Here is a 13,050-nt window from a genome sequence, read left to right on the forward strand (position 1 = left end):
CTATTAAAATTACAGAACCCAACAACTCTTGTTTTTGCCTGCCTGAGTTAATATAAAATAGCAGGAGTTATTAAGGTGAATTATACTTTAAACTTAACAATTAGATAAAATATATCTTTTCCTGCCTGATTCAAATTTTTTCTACTTTTAAGTATGAAATTTTATGCCATATTATTCGCCCTTGTCGTTGCTTTTTCATGTAGTTCGGAAAAGCAGTATCCTATATTTGAAGAGAGTACATCTCATTTAAGAGATGCTTCACTCAAGCCTTTCTATCATGGCGTTGCTTCTGGTGATCCTTACCCTGAAAGTGTTGTCATCTGGACGAGGGTGACTCCTGAAACCAAAGTGCCGGCTATTAAAGGAACATGGGAGGTGGCTGAAGATTCAATGTTTCAAAAAACCATTCAAACAGGAGATTTTGAAACCGATACTGCTAAAGATTATACGGTTAAAATAATTGTGGATGACCTTCAGCCTGGCACGAAGTATTTTTATAAGTTTAATGCATTGGGAGCAAGTTCTGTGACCGGAACTACTAAAACTGCAGCTGAAAATGCGGATAAGGTACAGTTTGCAGTTGTAAGTTGCAGCAATTATCAGTTTGGACCCTTTAATGCATATGGTAATATTGCCGAAATTGAAAACCTTGATGCGGTAATTCATCTTGGAGATTATATTTATGAATATGGAGCCGGGGTTTATGGAGACTCTACAACAGGCAGGTTCCATCTGCCTGAGCACGAAATAGTCTCTTTAGAAGATTATAGAACTCGTTATTCCCAATATCGATTAGATCCTGACTTGCGGGAGGTGCACACAAATCATCCGTTTATCACTGTGTGGGATGATCATGAAATTGCAAATAACGCTTATAAAAGTGGTGCACAAAACCATCAGGAAGAGGAAGGGGATTACGATGAAAGAAAAAAAGCAGCGGTACAGACTTATTACGAATGGATTCCAGTGCGTCAGGTAGATCCGCTTTATCGAAAATTTCGCTATGGGAATTTGGTGGATCTTATTATGCTGGACGAAAGATTGGCAGGACGAACAGCCCCTGCTGAGAGTTTAGAAGACCCCACTTTAAAAGATACTGTGCAAACAATGTTAGGGGATGAACAACTGCAATGGCTGGAAAAGCAGCTGATGAATAGCGAGGCAAGATGGAAGGTAATTGGTAATCAGGTGATTTTCTCCTACTTAAATTGGGGGTATGAAACTTTCAACCTCAACCTGGACTCATGGGATGGATATCCCTATGAGCAGAACTTACTGGCTTCTATAATTTCGGAAGATAGTATTGACAATGTTATTTTTGTTACCGGTGATACACATTCATCCTGGGCATTTGAAACCACTCATAAGCCTTTCGATAAATATAATCCTGAAAATGGGGCTGGTGCTTATGCGGTTGAATTTGGTGTCACCAGTGTTAATTCAGGCAATTCAGATGAAAGGGTACCCTCAGATTCCGTTGCTGCACATGAAAAAAGGATTGTAAATTCCAACATCAATCCTCACCTTAAATATGCTAATTTAAGAGACCATGGCTATCTTTTACTTACCCTGAACGATTCTTCTGCTATAGCAGAATGGCATTATGTGGAATCAACAAAGGAGAGAAGTAATAAGGAGAAAGCTGTGGTAAAAACGATGGTAAGAGCTAATTCTAATAGGTTGGGAAATTTTACAACAGTTGCGGAATAGCAGTTAGCAAGAAGTGGTTAAATGATTTGATATCGTTTACCAGGTAGAGATTTTATGATTCCCTGAAATTCAAGGTTAAGAAGAATGGAGGCCAGTTTGTTGAGGTTTATCTGGCTTTTTATACTTATGATATCTATAGGAAGCACCCTGTCGTTCTGAAGAAGTGTATTTAAAACTTCTCTTTCCTCTTCTTCAAATGAAGCAAGATCAAGCACTTTCTGTTTAAGCGTTGCCTGGTTTTCCAGTTCCCAGTTCATGATATATAGAACATCTTCAGCTGTTTCTACCAAATGAGCTTTGTTCTGCTTTATCAATTTATTACAGCCTTCAGAGTAAGTATCATGCACTCTTCCAGGGAATGCAGCAACTTCTCTGTCGTATGAATTAGCTAATTCAGCCGTGATAAGAGCCCCTCCTTTTTTGGCGGCTTCCACTACTACCACTAAATCAGCCATTCCTGCAATTATGCGGTTCCTGGCCGGAAAATTGAACGCATCTGGTTTGCTACCGAAAGCTTGTTCAGAAATTAAAGCTCCCTTTTGCTGCATTTCCTCGGCAGTAGATCTATGTGCTGCAGGATAAATAACATCAATCCCTGAACCCATTACAGCAAAAGTACTCAGATTGTTCTTAAGGGCACTTCTATGCGCATGGATATCAATTCCATAAGCTAATCCGCTGAGGATGATAGGATCAAGTGGGGCTAAGGTGGAAATAATCTCTTCTGTAAGCTTCTTTCCGTACTCAGTAGCATTTCTGGTGCCAATAATGGCTATCGTAGGCTTATTTTCTTTAGGAGGGAAAAATCCTTTTGTATAAATTAAAGGAGGGGCGTCAGGAATTTGATTTAATCTGTAAGGATAATCCTTTTCCAGGTAGCTAATAATTTTTACGTCTGCTTTTTCAGCTTTCAAAAATTCATTGGAAGCTTTTTCTGAAATTTCCCTGCTTAAAATGTTTTCTGCAGTTTGATTACCAATGCCGGGAATTTTTATCAGTTTCGATTTCGGTAATTGAAGCACAGCTTCAGCCGATCCGGCATAGCTAATCAGGTTTTTTATAATTACATTCCCTATTTTAGGAATAAGATGCAGTGTGAGTAAAGCATGTTTTTCTGCATCCATTAGCACTTATAATTTCTCTCTTATTTCCGAAAGGAAGTTTTTGATGTTACGAAGTGAGTCAAGCATATCCATTTTGTCTTTAACGGCATGCACGTCATTTTTAAGCATATCTTTAGCGCCCTGTAGTGTAAAACCTTTCTCTTTTACCAAGTGGTAAATAAGTTTTACATTTTCAATATCCTGCTTAGTGAATTGTCTGTTGCCTTTCCTGTTTTTTTTAGGTTTGATAATATCAAATTCTCCTTCCCAAAAGCGGATAAGAGAGGTGGCTACATCAAATTTCTCAGCTACTTCACCAATAGTGTAGTATTTTTTCTCTATTTCTTTTTCTATGTAAGGCACGTTATATCAATATTGGTTTTGAAGATAGCGAATATTCCCTTTCAGGTCAATCATTATTTTCGATTCGGGGAAATCAATTTCAGTTAGTTCCTTTATTTTAAGAGCAGCACGATTATCACTATCAATTTCAGGAATGCCGGCACCTGCCTGTATAGCTGAAATAATTTTCCCCTCTAAAAAGTAACCTTCATCATCTACTTTGATTTTAACTATTGGAGCAAGCCCGCTCTCTCCTCGTAAATTAAACCTCCCATAAGTGGCAAAATTCCCTAAGCTATAAGCTATAAATCTATTTTTGTACACTTCTATAGCTCTGGCTACGTGGGGTCCATGGCCAAAAATAACATCAGCACCTGCATCAATCATTTTATGTGAGAAGTTGTATACATTTCCCCTGTTTTCTCCGTAGAAAATTTCTGTCTCTCTGGTTACATGCTGATGACTTTTTCCTTCTGCCCCACCATGGAACGAAACTATTACTATATCGGAAAGGCTGTCAAGATGTTTCACAATTCCTATAGCTTCGGTGAGATTATTGATACTTTGTGTGCCAGTGTTGGGAGAGAAGGCCACAAAGCCGTACTTCATATTGTCTTTTTCAAAAATAGTAAAAGGCTGTGCAAGCTGGCCTGCATGGTGAATTCCCAGCTCTTCCAACACACGCATTGTGTTTTTTCTCCCAGCATCACCAAAATCTCCAGCATGGTTGTTGGCTAAGCTCATTAAATCAAAACCTGCATCCACGTAATGTTTAGCCAAATACTCCGGACTTCTAAAAAGGTAGCATACATCGGGGTTAGAGCAGTTTTTTTGTACTCCTCCCTCGTTTAAAATTACACCCTCCTGGTTACCAAAAGTTAAATCAGCATCTTGCAATACAGATTTAACCCCCGCTAGCATATATTTTCCTGAATCTGAAGGAAGGTAAGAGGTGTTGGGAAAGTTGGTGCCTATCATAATATCCCCCACTCCAATAATACTGATGGTGTCAGGCTTTAAAGGATAAACACTAATTCTTACAGAGTCCTGAAATTTTGTGCTATCAATTACTATGGCTACCTCCAGGCTATCCTGCTGCTGTTGAATACTATCCGGTTTCAGGGTTTCAGAAACCCTGGGAGATGGCTGATCGTCAGACTGCGGACTCTTCTGAGCAGTTTTACAGGCTGCAAGCGATAAGCCAATGGCAATGAAAGTAAAAAAATTTTTCAGCATAATAAAAAAATTGAAAAAAAAAGCAGCCAGAAGACCGCTTTTCAAATCTAAATATTTTCAGGAATCTTAACCTAATGATTGATTTTCTATAGTTGATAACTCAAGTAATTTTTCATACTCGCCATCAGTTACATCCTGATAGAAATAATGAATTGGATTAATTACTTTGCCTTCCTTATGAATTTCATAATGAAGGTGTGGTGCCGTTGAGGTTCCTGTTGAACCCACAAAGCCAATGCAATCACCTCTTTTTACTTTGTCACCTTCTTTCACATTAAAAGATGACATGTGCGCATATTTGGTGACAAAACCATATCCGTGATCAATTACAACCAGCTTACCAAAACCTCCGAATGTGGTAGAGACCTTAATCACTTTACCATCACCTGTTGCATAAATAGGAGTGCCTCTTGGCGCAGAAAAATCACAGCCTTCATGCATTCTTACTACTTTTAAGATAGGGTGCATTCTCATCCCGAACCCTGAAGCCAGTCTTTTCAGCTCTTTGTTAGGAATAGGCTGAATGGCAGGAATAGAAGCTAGCATCTTCTCTTTATTTTTAGCCATTTCCAAAATCTCATCATAGGATTTTGTTTGAATATACATTTGCTTCTTCACCTTATCCAAGTCAGACATCATTTCAAGGATCAGTTTTTCTCTTTCTAAGTCGCTCTCAATAATGTTTTTATATCTTTCAGTACCGCCAACTCCTGCTTGTCTGATGCTGTTAGGGATAGGCTCGGTACCCATTATATTTCTATAAACTTCATCATCTCTTTCCTGAAGAGATGCCAATACTTTTTGCACATTTTTCACTTCTTTTTCCATCATTTCGTAATAGAACTGAAGCTCTTTATTTTCTTTTTTAAGTTGTGCTTCTTTTGGAGAATCGAAGTAGGAATTAAAAATGGCTATAATACCAATTGCCAAAATGAGAGAAACAGATAGGAAACCTAATAAGTTAAGGAAGATGTCCCACTTTGATACTTTTACCCGCTCGTATCTGCAAGTTTCGGTATCGTAGTAATATTTAATTTTTGCCATCCTGTTTTAGACTAGTTAAAAACTTCTAATTTTGTGAACTGAATATTAAGTCGCAAAATTGCATAAAGGTTCTAGAAAAATCAATGTTTTTCATCCAGAACGTATTATTTGAAGCAAATATACATAATTATATTTAAAGTAAAACATTAAATACAAACATACTACTCCATGACTTCTAGTGAGATACGTAAGAAATTTCTAAATTTCTTCAAAAATAAAGAGCATAAAATAGTAGCTTCTGCTCCAATGGTAATTAAAAATGATCCGACATTGATGTTTACCAACGCAGGAATGAATCAATTTAAAGATTTTTTCCTGGGAAATAAGGAGGCGGACAGTAAAAGAGTTACTGATACTCAAAAATGCCTTCGTGTTTCCGGGAAGCATAATGATTTGGAGGAAGTAGGGCATGATACCTACCATCATACCATGTTTGAAATGTTGGGTAACTGGTCCTTCGGAGATTATTTTAAAGAAGAGGCTATTAATTGGGCGTGGGAATTATTAACAGAGGTCTATAAGCTTCCGAAAGACAGACTGTACGTTTCTGTTTTTGAAGGTGATAAGTCGGAAGGTTTGAAATTTGATCAGGAAGCTTTCGATTTTTGGAAGAAACTAGTGCCGGAAGAGCGCATCATTAATGGAAATAAAAAGGATAATTTCTGGGAGATGGGAGAAACAGGACCTTGCGGACCATGTTCTGAAATACATATAGACTTAAGAACTGAAGAAGAAATAGCACAGATTGGAGGAAGAGATCTGGTAAACAATGATCACCCTTTAGTAGTAGAGATTTGGAACCTGGTTTTTATGCAGTATAACAGGTTAGCGGACGGTAGCTTAAAGAACCTGCCGGCCCAGCATGTTGATACCGGAATGGGTTTTGAAAGGCTTTGCATGGCTATTCAGGGTAAAAAATCAAACTATGATACAGATGTTTTTACTCCATTAATTGAAGAGCTGAGCAATGTTTCAGGTAAAAAATATGGAGAGTTACTGAAGCAGGATGTAGCTTTCAGAGTATGTGTGGATCACATCCGGGCCATCGCTTTATCTATTTCTGACGGTCAGTTGCCTTCTAACAACAAAGCAGGTTATGTAATCAGAAGAATTTTGCGAAGAGCTGTAAGGTATGGCTATACTTTCCTTGATTTAAAGGAGCCATTTCTCTTTCAGCTGGTAAAAGTTTTAGCTAAGCAGTTTGAAGATGTATTCCCAGAGCTAATTGCACAACAGGAATTGGTAGAGAAGGTAATTAAAGAAGAAGAAACAGCTTTTTTAAGAACACTTGAAAACGGTTTGAGAAGGCTGGAGACTATAAAGGCAGATTTAAGTACTAAAAAGGAGAGCCTCATATCAGGTGCTATTGCCTTTGAATTGTACGATACTTATGGCTTTCCATTGGATTTAACTGCTTTGATTGCCAAAGAAAATGGCCTTAGTGTAGATGAAGAAGGTTTTCAGCAGGAAATGGCTAAACAGAAAGATCGATCTAAATCTGCTGCCAAAATGGAGACCGGAGATTGGGAGATAGTGAGAGAAGGATCAGAGGTTGAATTTCTTGGCTACGACCACTTAGAATCAGATGCCAATATTTTAAGATACAGAAATGTTAAAACGAAAGGTAGAAACCAGATCCAGGTAGTGTTGGACCGTACACCTTTCTATGCTGAGAGTGGGGGCCAGGTAGGCGATACAGGATTTTTAAAAATTGGTAATGACACAGTAAACGTGCTGGATACCAAAAAGGAAAATGATTTGATAGTTCACTTTGTGGACAAATTACCATCTGATGTAAAATTGCCTGTTAAAGCAGTAGTAGATCAGGAAAGAAGGGAGAAAATAGTTTATAATCACTCTGCTACCCATCTTTTGCATGCGGCACTAAGGCAGGTTTTAGGAGACCATGTTCAGCAAAAGGGTTCATTGGTTTCTGATAAAATCCTTCGCTTTGATTTTTCTCATTTCTCAAAAATGACTGAGGAAGAGCTGATGAAAGTGGAGAAAATAGTAAATGCTAAAATAAGAGAAAACATCACGCGTCAGGAAGATAGAGATTTACCGATAGAAGAAGCAAAAGCAAAGGGAGCAATGGCCTTATTCGGGGAGAAATATGGTGATACTGTTCGTGTGATTACTTTCGATCCAAAATATTCAGTAGAACTGTGCGGAGGTGTGCATGTAAGTGCAACTGGTAATATTGGGTTCTTCAAAATTGTTGCCGAGTCTTCAGTGGCTGCCGGGATCAGAAGAATAGAAGCTTACACGGCTGATAAAGCAGAAGAATATGTGCTAGAGCAGCAAAATGTTTTAAGGCAGGTAAATGATTTGTTAAAACATCCTGCAGACTTATCTTTAGCGGTAGAACAATTGCTAAAAGAAAAGGCAGAGCTTCAGAAGGCTTTAGATAAGGAGCAATCTAAGCAATCAGGGCAGCTTAAAGAGGAATTAATTAAAAGTGCAGAGAAAATTAATGAAGTAAATGTGGTAATTGATTCTATTCAATTGCCCAATGCTGATGCCTTAAAAAAGCTTTCTTTTGAACTTAAAAACGAATTAAATCCTTTATTTGCCGTTCTAGCTTGTGATGTGGATGGAAAGCCACAAATTTCAGTAGTGGTTTCTGAAGAACTCGTAGCCTCAAAAAATATAAATGCGGGTAATATTGTGAGGGAACTGGCTAAAAATATTCAAGGCGGTGGAGGAGGACAGGCTTTCTTTGCTACAGCAGGAGGCAAGAAGCTGATAGGACTTGCCGATGTAGTAAGACAGGCAAAAGAAATGAGTCAGGAGATACTATAAAGTTATGTTAGAAGAATCTGTAAGAAATAAATATACGGTAGTAATTGGTTTGGAGGTACATGCCCAGTTACTTACAGAAAGTAAAATGTATTGCTCGGATTCTACAGCATATGGTGCTTCACCGAATACCAATATTAGTGTAATTAGCCTGGGGCATCCGGGTACTTTACCAAAAGCCAATAAAAGAGCGATAGATTATGCTATTAAAATGGGGCTTGCGTGTAATTGTGATATAACAGAGGTTAATATATTCGCCAGAAAAAATTATTTCTATCCTGATTTACCAAAAGGATATCAATTAACACAAGATAAGGCTCCTATTTGTAAAAACGGGCAGGTTTGGATAAAACCTAAGGGGGCAATTGAGGAAAAACCTGTGCAACTGAATAGAATCCATATGGAGGAAGATGCCGGGAAATCTATTCATTTGGATGGTGAAACGGACACCCTGGTAGATTATAACAGAGCAGGAGTCCCACTGATAGAAATAGTTACGGAGCCTGTTATCCGATCCTCAGATGAGGCCTATGCCTTCCTCACTGAAGTCCGCAGGTTGGTAAGGTATCTTGAAATTTGTGATGGCAATATGGAAGAAGGTTCTTTACGGTGCGATGCCAACATTTCTGTTATGCTAAATGATGCTGCAGAATATGGAAGTAAAGTAGAAGTGAAGAATATGAATTCTATCAGAAATGTACAGCGCGCTATTGATCACGAAGTAACCAGGCAAATCAAGTTGATAGAAAAAGGTGAGTTGATTACTTCTGAAACCAGAGATTTTGATGCTGCTACAGGAACTACCTCAAGTTTAAGAAGTAAGGAAGATTTAAACGATTATCGGTATTTTCCAGAACCGGATTTATCTCCTTTGATCGTTGATGAGGACTGGATTGCCAGAGTAAAAGCTGAAATGCCTGCTTTGCCGAGGGAGTTGGTTTTAAAGTTTACTAAGGAATTTGGCTTACCTGAATATGATGCTCTAGTATTAACTGATACAAAAGAAATAGCGCTCTACTTTCAATCGTTGTGTGAGGAAGCAACAAATTATAAGGCAGCTTCTAACTGGATGATGGGTACAGTGAAGTCTTATTTGAATGAGCATAGTTTAACCATGCAAAATTTCCCAGTAACACCAGCTAAATTAGCAGGTTTAATCAAGCTGGTAGATGAGGGTAAGGTAAGCAATACAGCTGCCTCGCAGCGGATTTTTCCTTTGATGGTCCAAAGTCTGGAAAAGGATGCTGAAAGCATTGCGAAAGCTGAAAACCTGCTACAGGATAGCTCATCAGATAGTATTCAACCCATAATTGATGAAGTACTGACAGAGATGAGTGCTAAAGTGAAGGAATATAAGTCCGGCAAAAAAGGACTTATGGGACTATTTATGGGCGAAGTAATGAAAAAAAGTAAGGGAAAGGCAGATCCTAAAATTGCCAGTCAGTTATTAAAACAAACATTAGACTAAAATAAAATATGATGTTAAAAAGAGGAATAGTGGCAGTATTTGCCATGTTAATTATTGTTGCTTGCGAAACTAAGAAAGAGGGTGGAGCGGTAAATATTTCAGGAACTGTGGAGAACCCTAAAGCTAATGGTATTATCACACTTGCCAAGCTTTCCGGAGGTAACAGAGAGGTTGTTGATACCATTACTTTAGATGATAAAAATTCTTTTATTGTTTCTGTGGAAACTAAATCGCCTGAATTTTATCAGATTAACTTTTATAACACGCAGTTAGCAACATTAGCGGTTCATGATGAGGACTTGAATGTAGTAGCAGATGGCTCGGACCGAGAAGGTAAGATGGAAATTACAGGATCTGAAGATGTGGAGTATATGGCTACTATTCAGAAAATGCTAAAAGAGCAGAATGAGGAAATTCAGAAAATAAATTCAGATTTCATCAATGCCAGAGATGCCAAGGATGAAGAAAGAATGAAGAATATTCAGGACGATTTTCTTCTAATGCAAGAGAAGAAAAAGGAACAGATAAAGCAGAAAATAGAGACTATGCTTCCTTCGATAGCTGTAATTCAGGGGATGAACTTCTTCAATCCAAATGAAGATTTTGAATTCATGAATTCAGTAGCTCAGCGTCTTCATGAAGCACATCCGGAGTCAGAAATTGTTAAATTTTACAAAGAGCAAATGGATAACCTGGCAACTACCGCGGTGGGGGCTGAAGCACCTGATTTTGCGATGCCAACCCCGGAAGGTGATACAGTGAGCTTGAAGGATTTTAGAGGAGGTTATGTTTTAGTAGACTTTTGGGCCGCTTGGTGCAAACCTTGCAGACAAGAAAACCCCAATATTGTGGCAGCCTATCAGAAATATAAAGATGAAGGATTCGAGATTTTAGGGGTTTCATTAGATAGAAAAAGAGAGGATTGGCTGCAAGCTATTGAAACTGATAAACTGGAGTGGACTCAGATTTCTGAGTTGAAATACTGGCAAACACCTATAGTGCAACAGTACAATATTTCAGGCATTCCTTTTTCTTTATTAATTGATCCAGACGGTAAAATTGTTGCAAAGAATTTAAGAGGAGAACAACTTCATGAAAAATTAGCTGAAATTTATGGTCAGCCGGAAGAAGGATAAGTTCTTTAGAAACAAGAAATAATTTTGAAAACCTGCTTAGGAAAAAATCTAAGCAGGTTTTTTTATGGCATTTTAACAGTATCCATTTCCATTTTCAAAGATTCCTGTTTGTTTTCTATTCTTCGAAATGCTTGTGCTACACTTTGCCTTGTAGAACCTGTTAAGTCAGCTATATCCTTTTGCGAAAATAAGGCAAAGATATTTACTTCTTTTCCATTAGCATCTTTTATGGTGTAGTTGAACTCTTTGTAAAGTCTTTTAATCCTGATAAGAATATCTTCTGAAATAGTAGTGAAAAATCTTGTTTCTGCCCTGCACCATCTTCTTACAATATACTGGTTAAACCACTCAGCAATGTTATAATCCTGAATAACAATCCTTTTGTAAAATACTAAGTCATATAAGCGCAGCTCAACGTCAGTTAAACATTTAGTAAATTCCTGAAAATTGCCGTCAAGGTAATGCAGGTTTCCAAAAATATCTCCTGGTTTTAATATATCGTATACACATTCATTTCCATCTTTAGAATAGCTCCCTACTTTAACTACACCTTTTACTAATTCGTAAGCTGTATAAAGCTCTTCGGATGGTTTATAAATATAATCTCCCTTCTTAAAAAATAAGGAACTGATCCTTTCTGAAATCTTCCCCTTATATCTAGGGGATTTTTGCAAATAGTTATAAAGTAAGAAATTATTTGACATGATATATTAACTAAAATTTAATCTTTCAATATAGCAGGATAAAATATACCGGAACTTTTTACTTCCTTAAGATCAAGAATATTTGAAATAATGGGTGCAATATCTATAAGTGACATTTCTTTAATCACAATACCTTTTTGTATGCCTGCTCCAAAAGCAATAAATCCTGTATAAATGTTTTGTGTCTCAGGGAAAAAGCCATGAGTTCCACCACTTCCTTTTTTAAGGGGTTCTCCTTCAGTCGATGAACTCATTGCGATCCCTTCCACCGGAGCCAGAGCCAAAACTGCATGGGGATCAGCACCAACGTTTTTTAATTCCCTATTATCAACTATGCGAAATAACTTCTGGTACTTTGCAGGGATTTGCTCCAGCAATTTCTTTACCTTGTCAGCAGTCTTTTTATCGCCTTCGTCCTTTAAATGGAGAAAAGCAGAAGCTCCTGATGTGTGAAATTTTGCTTTCCATGACTTGCCATCTTCACTTATTAAACCGGCTTTTTTTAGCCAGATGTTAGGAGCTAATACAGAGTGAATATCTACAAAACCATGATCTCCTGTTACTATAAAGGTAGTTTGCTCCATCATTCCCAATCTTTCCACTGTTTCTAAAATCTGGCTGATAGCAGCATCTACCGAAGAAATGGCTCTTTCTACAGCAAAACCTTCTCTGCCATTGGTGTGCTGAAAGTGATCTGTCGCTATTAAATGTACAGCAAGCAGGTCTGGCATGTATTTTTCAAATATATAGCAGGCTGCTGCAGCAAACTTTGGTTCCCTTGCGAGATAACCGCCATTTCCAAAGTTGTTAATATTAATCTTGCCTATTGCATTGGTTTCAATTTCCTCTACGAAGCCGTCAGGAGAAGCATTTTTTCTTAAAGGCGCGAATCTATCTTCTTCTTTATTAAGTGACCATACTTCCGGGAGATTGTAATCTATTGGGGCACCAACAGTGACAGGCCATGATACGGCACCACTTTTTTTACCAGCAGCCCTTACTGCCGAAAATAAAGTAGGTACTTTTATTTCATTGTATTCCCAATACCATTTACCTGTTGCTCCTTCAGGTTCAAAAGGAGTGTTGTAATAAATACCATGAGCAGCAGGAGGGTTTCCACTTACTATAGTAGTATGAGAAGGGTAAGTAACTGAAGGAAAAATACCCTTTACTGCCTGCGCATAACTTCCTTCCTTTGCCATGTGTTGTAAAACGGGAGCAGGCCAGCTTTCCTTTAGATAAAAGTCTGGGCGTAATCCATCAATTGAAATTAATATAACATGCTTTTTAGTTTTTAAAGCTCCATTTTCTTGAGCAAAAAGCAGGGGTGAAGACAGGTATAAGGATATAACTATGAAATAATATATCTTTTTCATATTCTAAAATTATAGATTAAATAAATAGAAGGAGTTAAGGGAACATTATGATTATGTTCCCTTATTTGATTTGCTTTAGCTTATATATACTCTAAAATCAGATTACACAATGGTTGATCGTTTGTTTCTGAA

Annotated in this window: 10 protein-coding genes; 4 read left to right on the forward strand and 6 right to left on the reverse strand. The window is 37.7% G+C overall.

The features are described from left to right. The first annotated feature begins 153 nt into the window (after positions 1-153). Complete coding sequence (locus IEV85_RS06880) at positions 154-1,710, forward strand: alkaline phosphatase D family protein (RefSeq protein WP_188461564.1); 1,557 nt, start codon at positions 154-156, stop codon at positions 1,708-1,710. A gap of 17 nt (positions 1,711-1,727) precedes the next feature. Here the strand turns inward: IEV85_RS06880 and dprA are convergent, their stop codons facing one another. From dprA to IEV85_RS06900, 4 genes are all read right to left on the reverse strand, one after another. Further along, a complete protein-coding gene (gene dprA, locus IEV85_RS06885; protein ID WP_188461566.1) occupies positions 1,728-2,834 on the reverse strand; it encodes a DNA-processing protein DprA in 1,107 nt (368 codons plus the stop codon). A gap of 6 nt (positions 2,835-2,840) precedes the next feature. Then, positions 2,841-3,176 (reverse strand): MerR family transcriptional regulator, encoded by a 336-nt coding sequence (locus tag IEV85_RS06890; protein ID WP_188461569.1) that lies wholly within the window; start codon positions 3,174-3,176, stop codon positions 2,841-2,843. Between the two features lie 6 nt (positions 3,177-3,182). Then, a complete protein-coding gene (locus IEV85_RS06895) occupies positions 3,183-4,391 on the reverse strand; it encodes a CapA family protein (protein ID WP_188461571.1) in 1,209 nt (402 codons plus the stop codon). Between the two features lie 66 nt (positions 4,392-4,457). After that, entirely contained in the window at positions 4,458-5,435 is a 978-nt protein-coding gene (locus IEV85_RS06900) for a M23 family metallopeptidase (RefSeq protein WP_188461574.1), read from the reverse strand. Between the two features lie 168 nt (positions 5,436-5,603). On the opposite strand from IEV85_RS06900, the gene alaS reads away from it, so the two are divergent. The 3 genes from alaS to IEV85_RS06915 are packed head-to-tail and all read left to right on the forward strand — an operon-like array spanning position 5,604 to position 10,838. After that, positions 5,604-8,237 (forward strand): alanine--tRNA ligase, encoded by a 2,634-nt coding sequence (alaS, locus tag IEV85_RS06905; protein WP_188461576.1) that lies wholly within the window; start codon positions 5,604-5,606, stop codon positions 8,235-8,237. Between the two features lie 4 nt (positions 8,238-8,241). Beyond that, the gene (gatB, locus tag IEV85_RS06910; RefSeq protein ID WP_188461578.1) at positions 8,242-9,702 is read left to right on the forward strand and encodes an Asp-tRNA(Asn)/Glu-tRNA(Gln) amidotransferase subunit GatB; all 1,461 of its coding nucleotides are present in this window, start codon (positions 8,242-8,244) and stop codon (positions 9,700-9,702) included. Positions 9,703-9,710: 8 nt separating this feature from the next. Further along, complete coding sequence (locus tag IEV85_RS06915; protein ID WP_188461581.1) at positions 9,711-10,838, forward strand: TlpA family protein disulfide reductase; 1,128 nt, start codon at positions 9,711-9,713, stop codon at positions 10,836-10,838. A gap of 62 nt (positions 10,839-10,900) precedes the next feature. On the opposite strand, the gene IEV85_RS06920 is transcribed toward IEV85_RS06915, so the two are convergent. Together IEV85_RS06920 and IEV85_RS06925 are read right to left on the reverse strand one after the other, a co-directional pair. Beyond that, positions 10,901-11,542 (reverse strand): Crp/Fnr family transcriptional regulator, encoded by a 642-nt coding sequence (locus IEV85_RS06920; protein ID WP_188461583.1) that lies wholly within the window; start codon positions 11,540-11,542, stop codon positions 10,901-10,903. Between the two features lie 17 nt (positions 11,543-11,559). Then, positions 11,560-12,918, reverse strand: coding sequence for an alkaline phosphatase family protein (locus IEV85_RS06925; RefSeq protein ID WP_188461586.1), 1,359 nt, complete (start codon positions 12,916-12,918; stop codon positions 11,560-11,562). Positions 12,919-13,050 lie beyond the last annotated feature (132 nt).

Source organism: Marivirga lumbricoides (genome assembly GCF_014636295.1).
Taxonomy (GTDB): domain Bacteria; phylum Bacteroidota; class Bacteroidia; order Cytophagales; family Cyclobacteriaceae; genus Marivirga; species Marivirga lumbricoides.

What these genes read in the sequence shown, in the direction of transcription:
- gatB (WP_188461578.1), top strand. Translation starts at nt 8,242, where the DNA reads ATGTTAGAAGAATCTGTAAGAAATAAATATACGGTAGTAATTGGTTTG.
- alaS (WP_188461576.1), top strand. Translation starts at nt 5,604, where the DNA reads ATGACTTCTAGTGAGATACGTAAGAAATTTCTAAATTTCTTCAAAAAT.
- IEV85_RS06925 (WP_188461586.1), bottom strand. Translation starts at nt 12,918, where the DNA reads ATGAAAAAGATATATTATTTCATAGTTATATCCTTATACCTGTCTTCA.
- IEV85_RS06880 (WP_188461564.1), top strand. Translation starts at nt 154, where the DNA reads ATGAAATTTTATGCCATATTATTCGCCCTTGTCGTTGCTTTTTCATGT.
- IEV85_RS06920 (WP_188461583.1), bottom strand. Translation starts at nt 11,542, where the DNA reads ATGTCAAATAATTTCTTACTTTATAACTATTTGCAAAAATCCCCTAGA.
- IEV85_RS06895 (WP_188461571.1), bottom strand. Translation starts at nt 4,391, where the DNA reads ATGCTGAAAAATTTTTTTACTTTCATTGCCATTGGCTTATCGCTTGCA.
- IEV85_RS06900 (WP_188461574.1), bottom strand. Translation starts at nt 5,435, where the DNA reads ATGGCAAAAATTAAATATTACTACGATACCGAAACTTGCAGATACGAG.
- dprA (WP_188461566.1), bottom strand. Translation starts at nt 2,834, where the DNA reads ATGGATGCAGAAAAACATGCTTTACTCACACTGCATCTTATTCCTAAA.
- IEV85_RS06915 (WP_188461581.1), top strand. Translation starts at nt 9,711, where the DNA reads ATGATGTTAAAAAGAGGAATAGTGGCAGTATTTGCCATGTTAATTATT.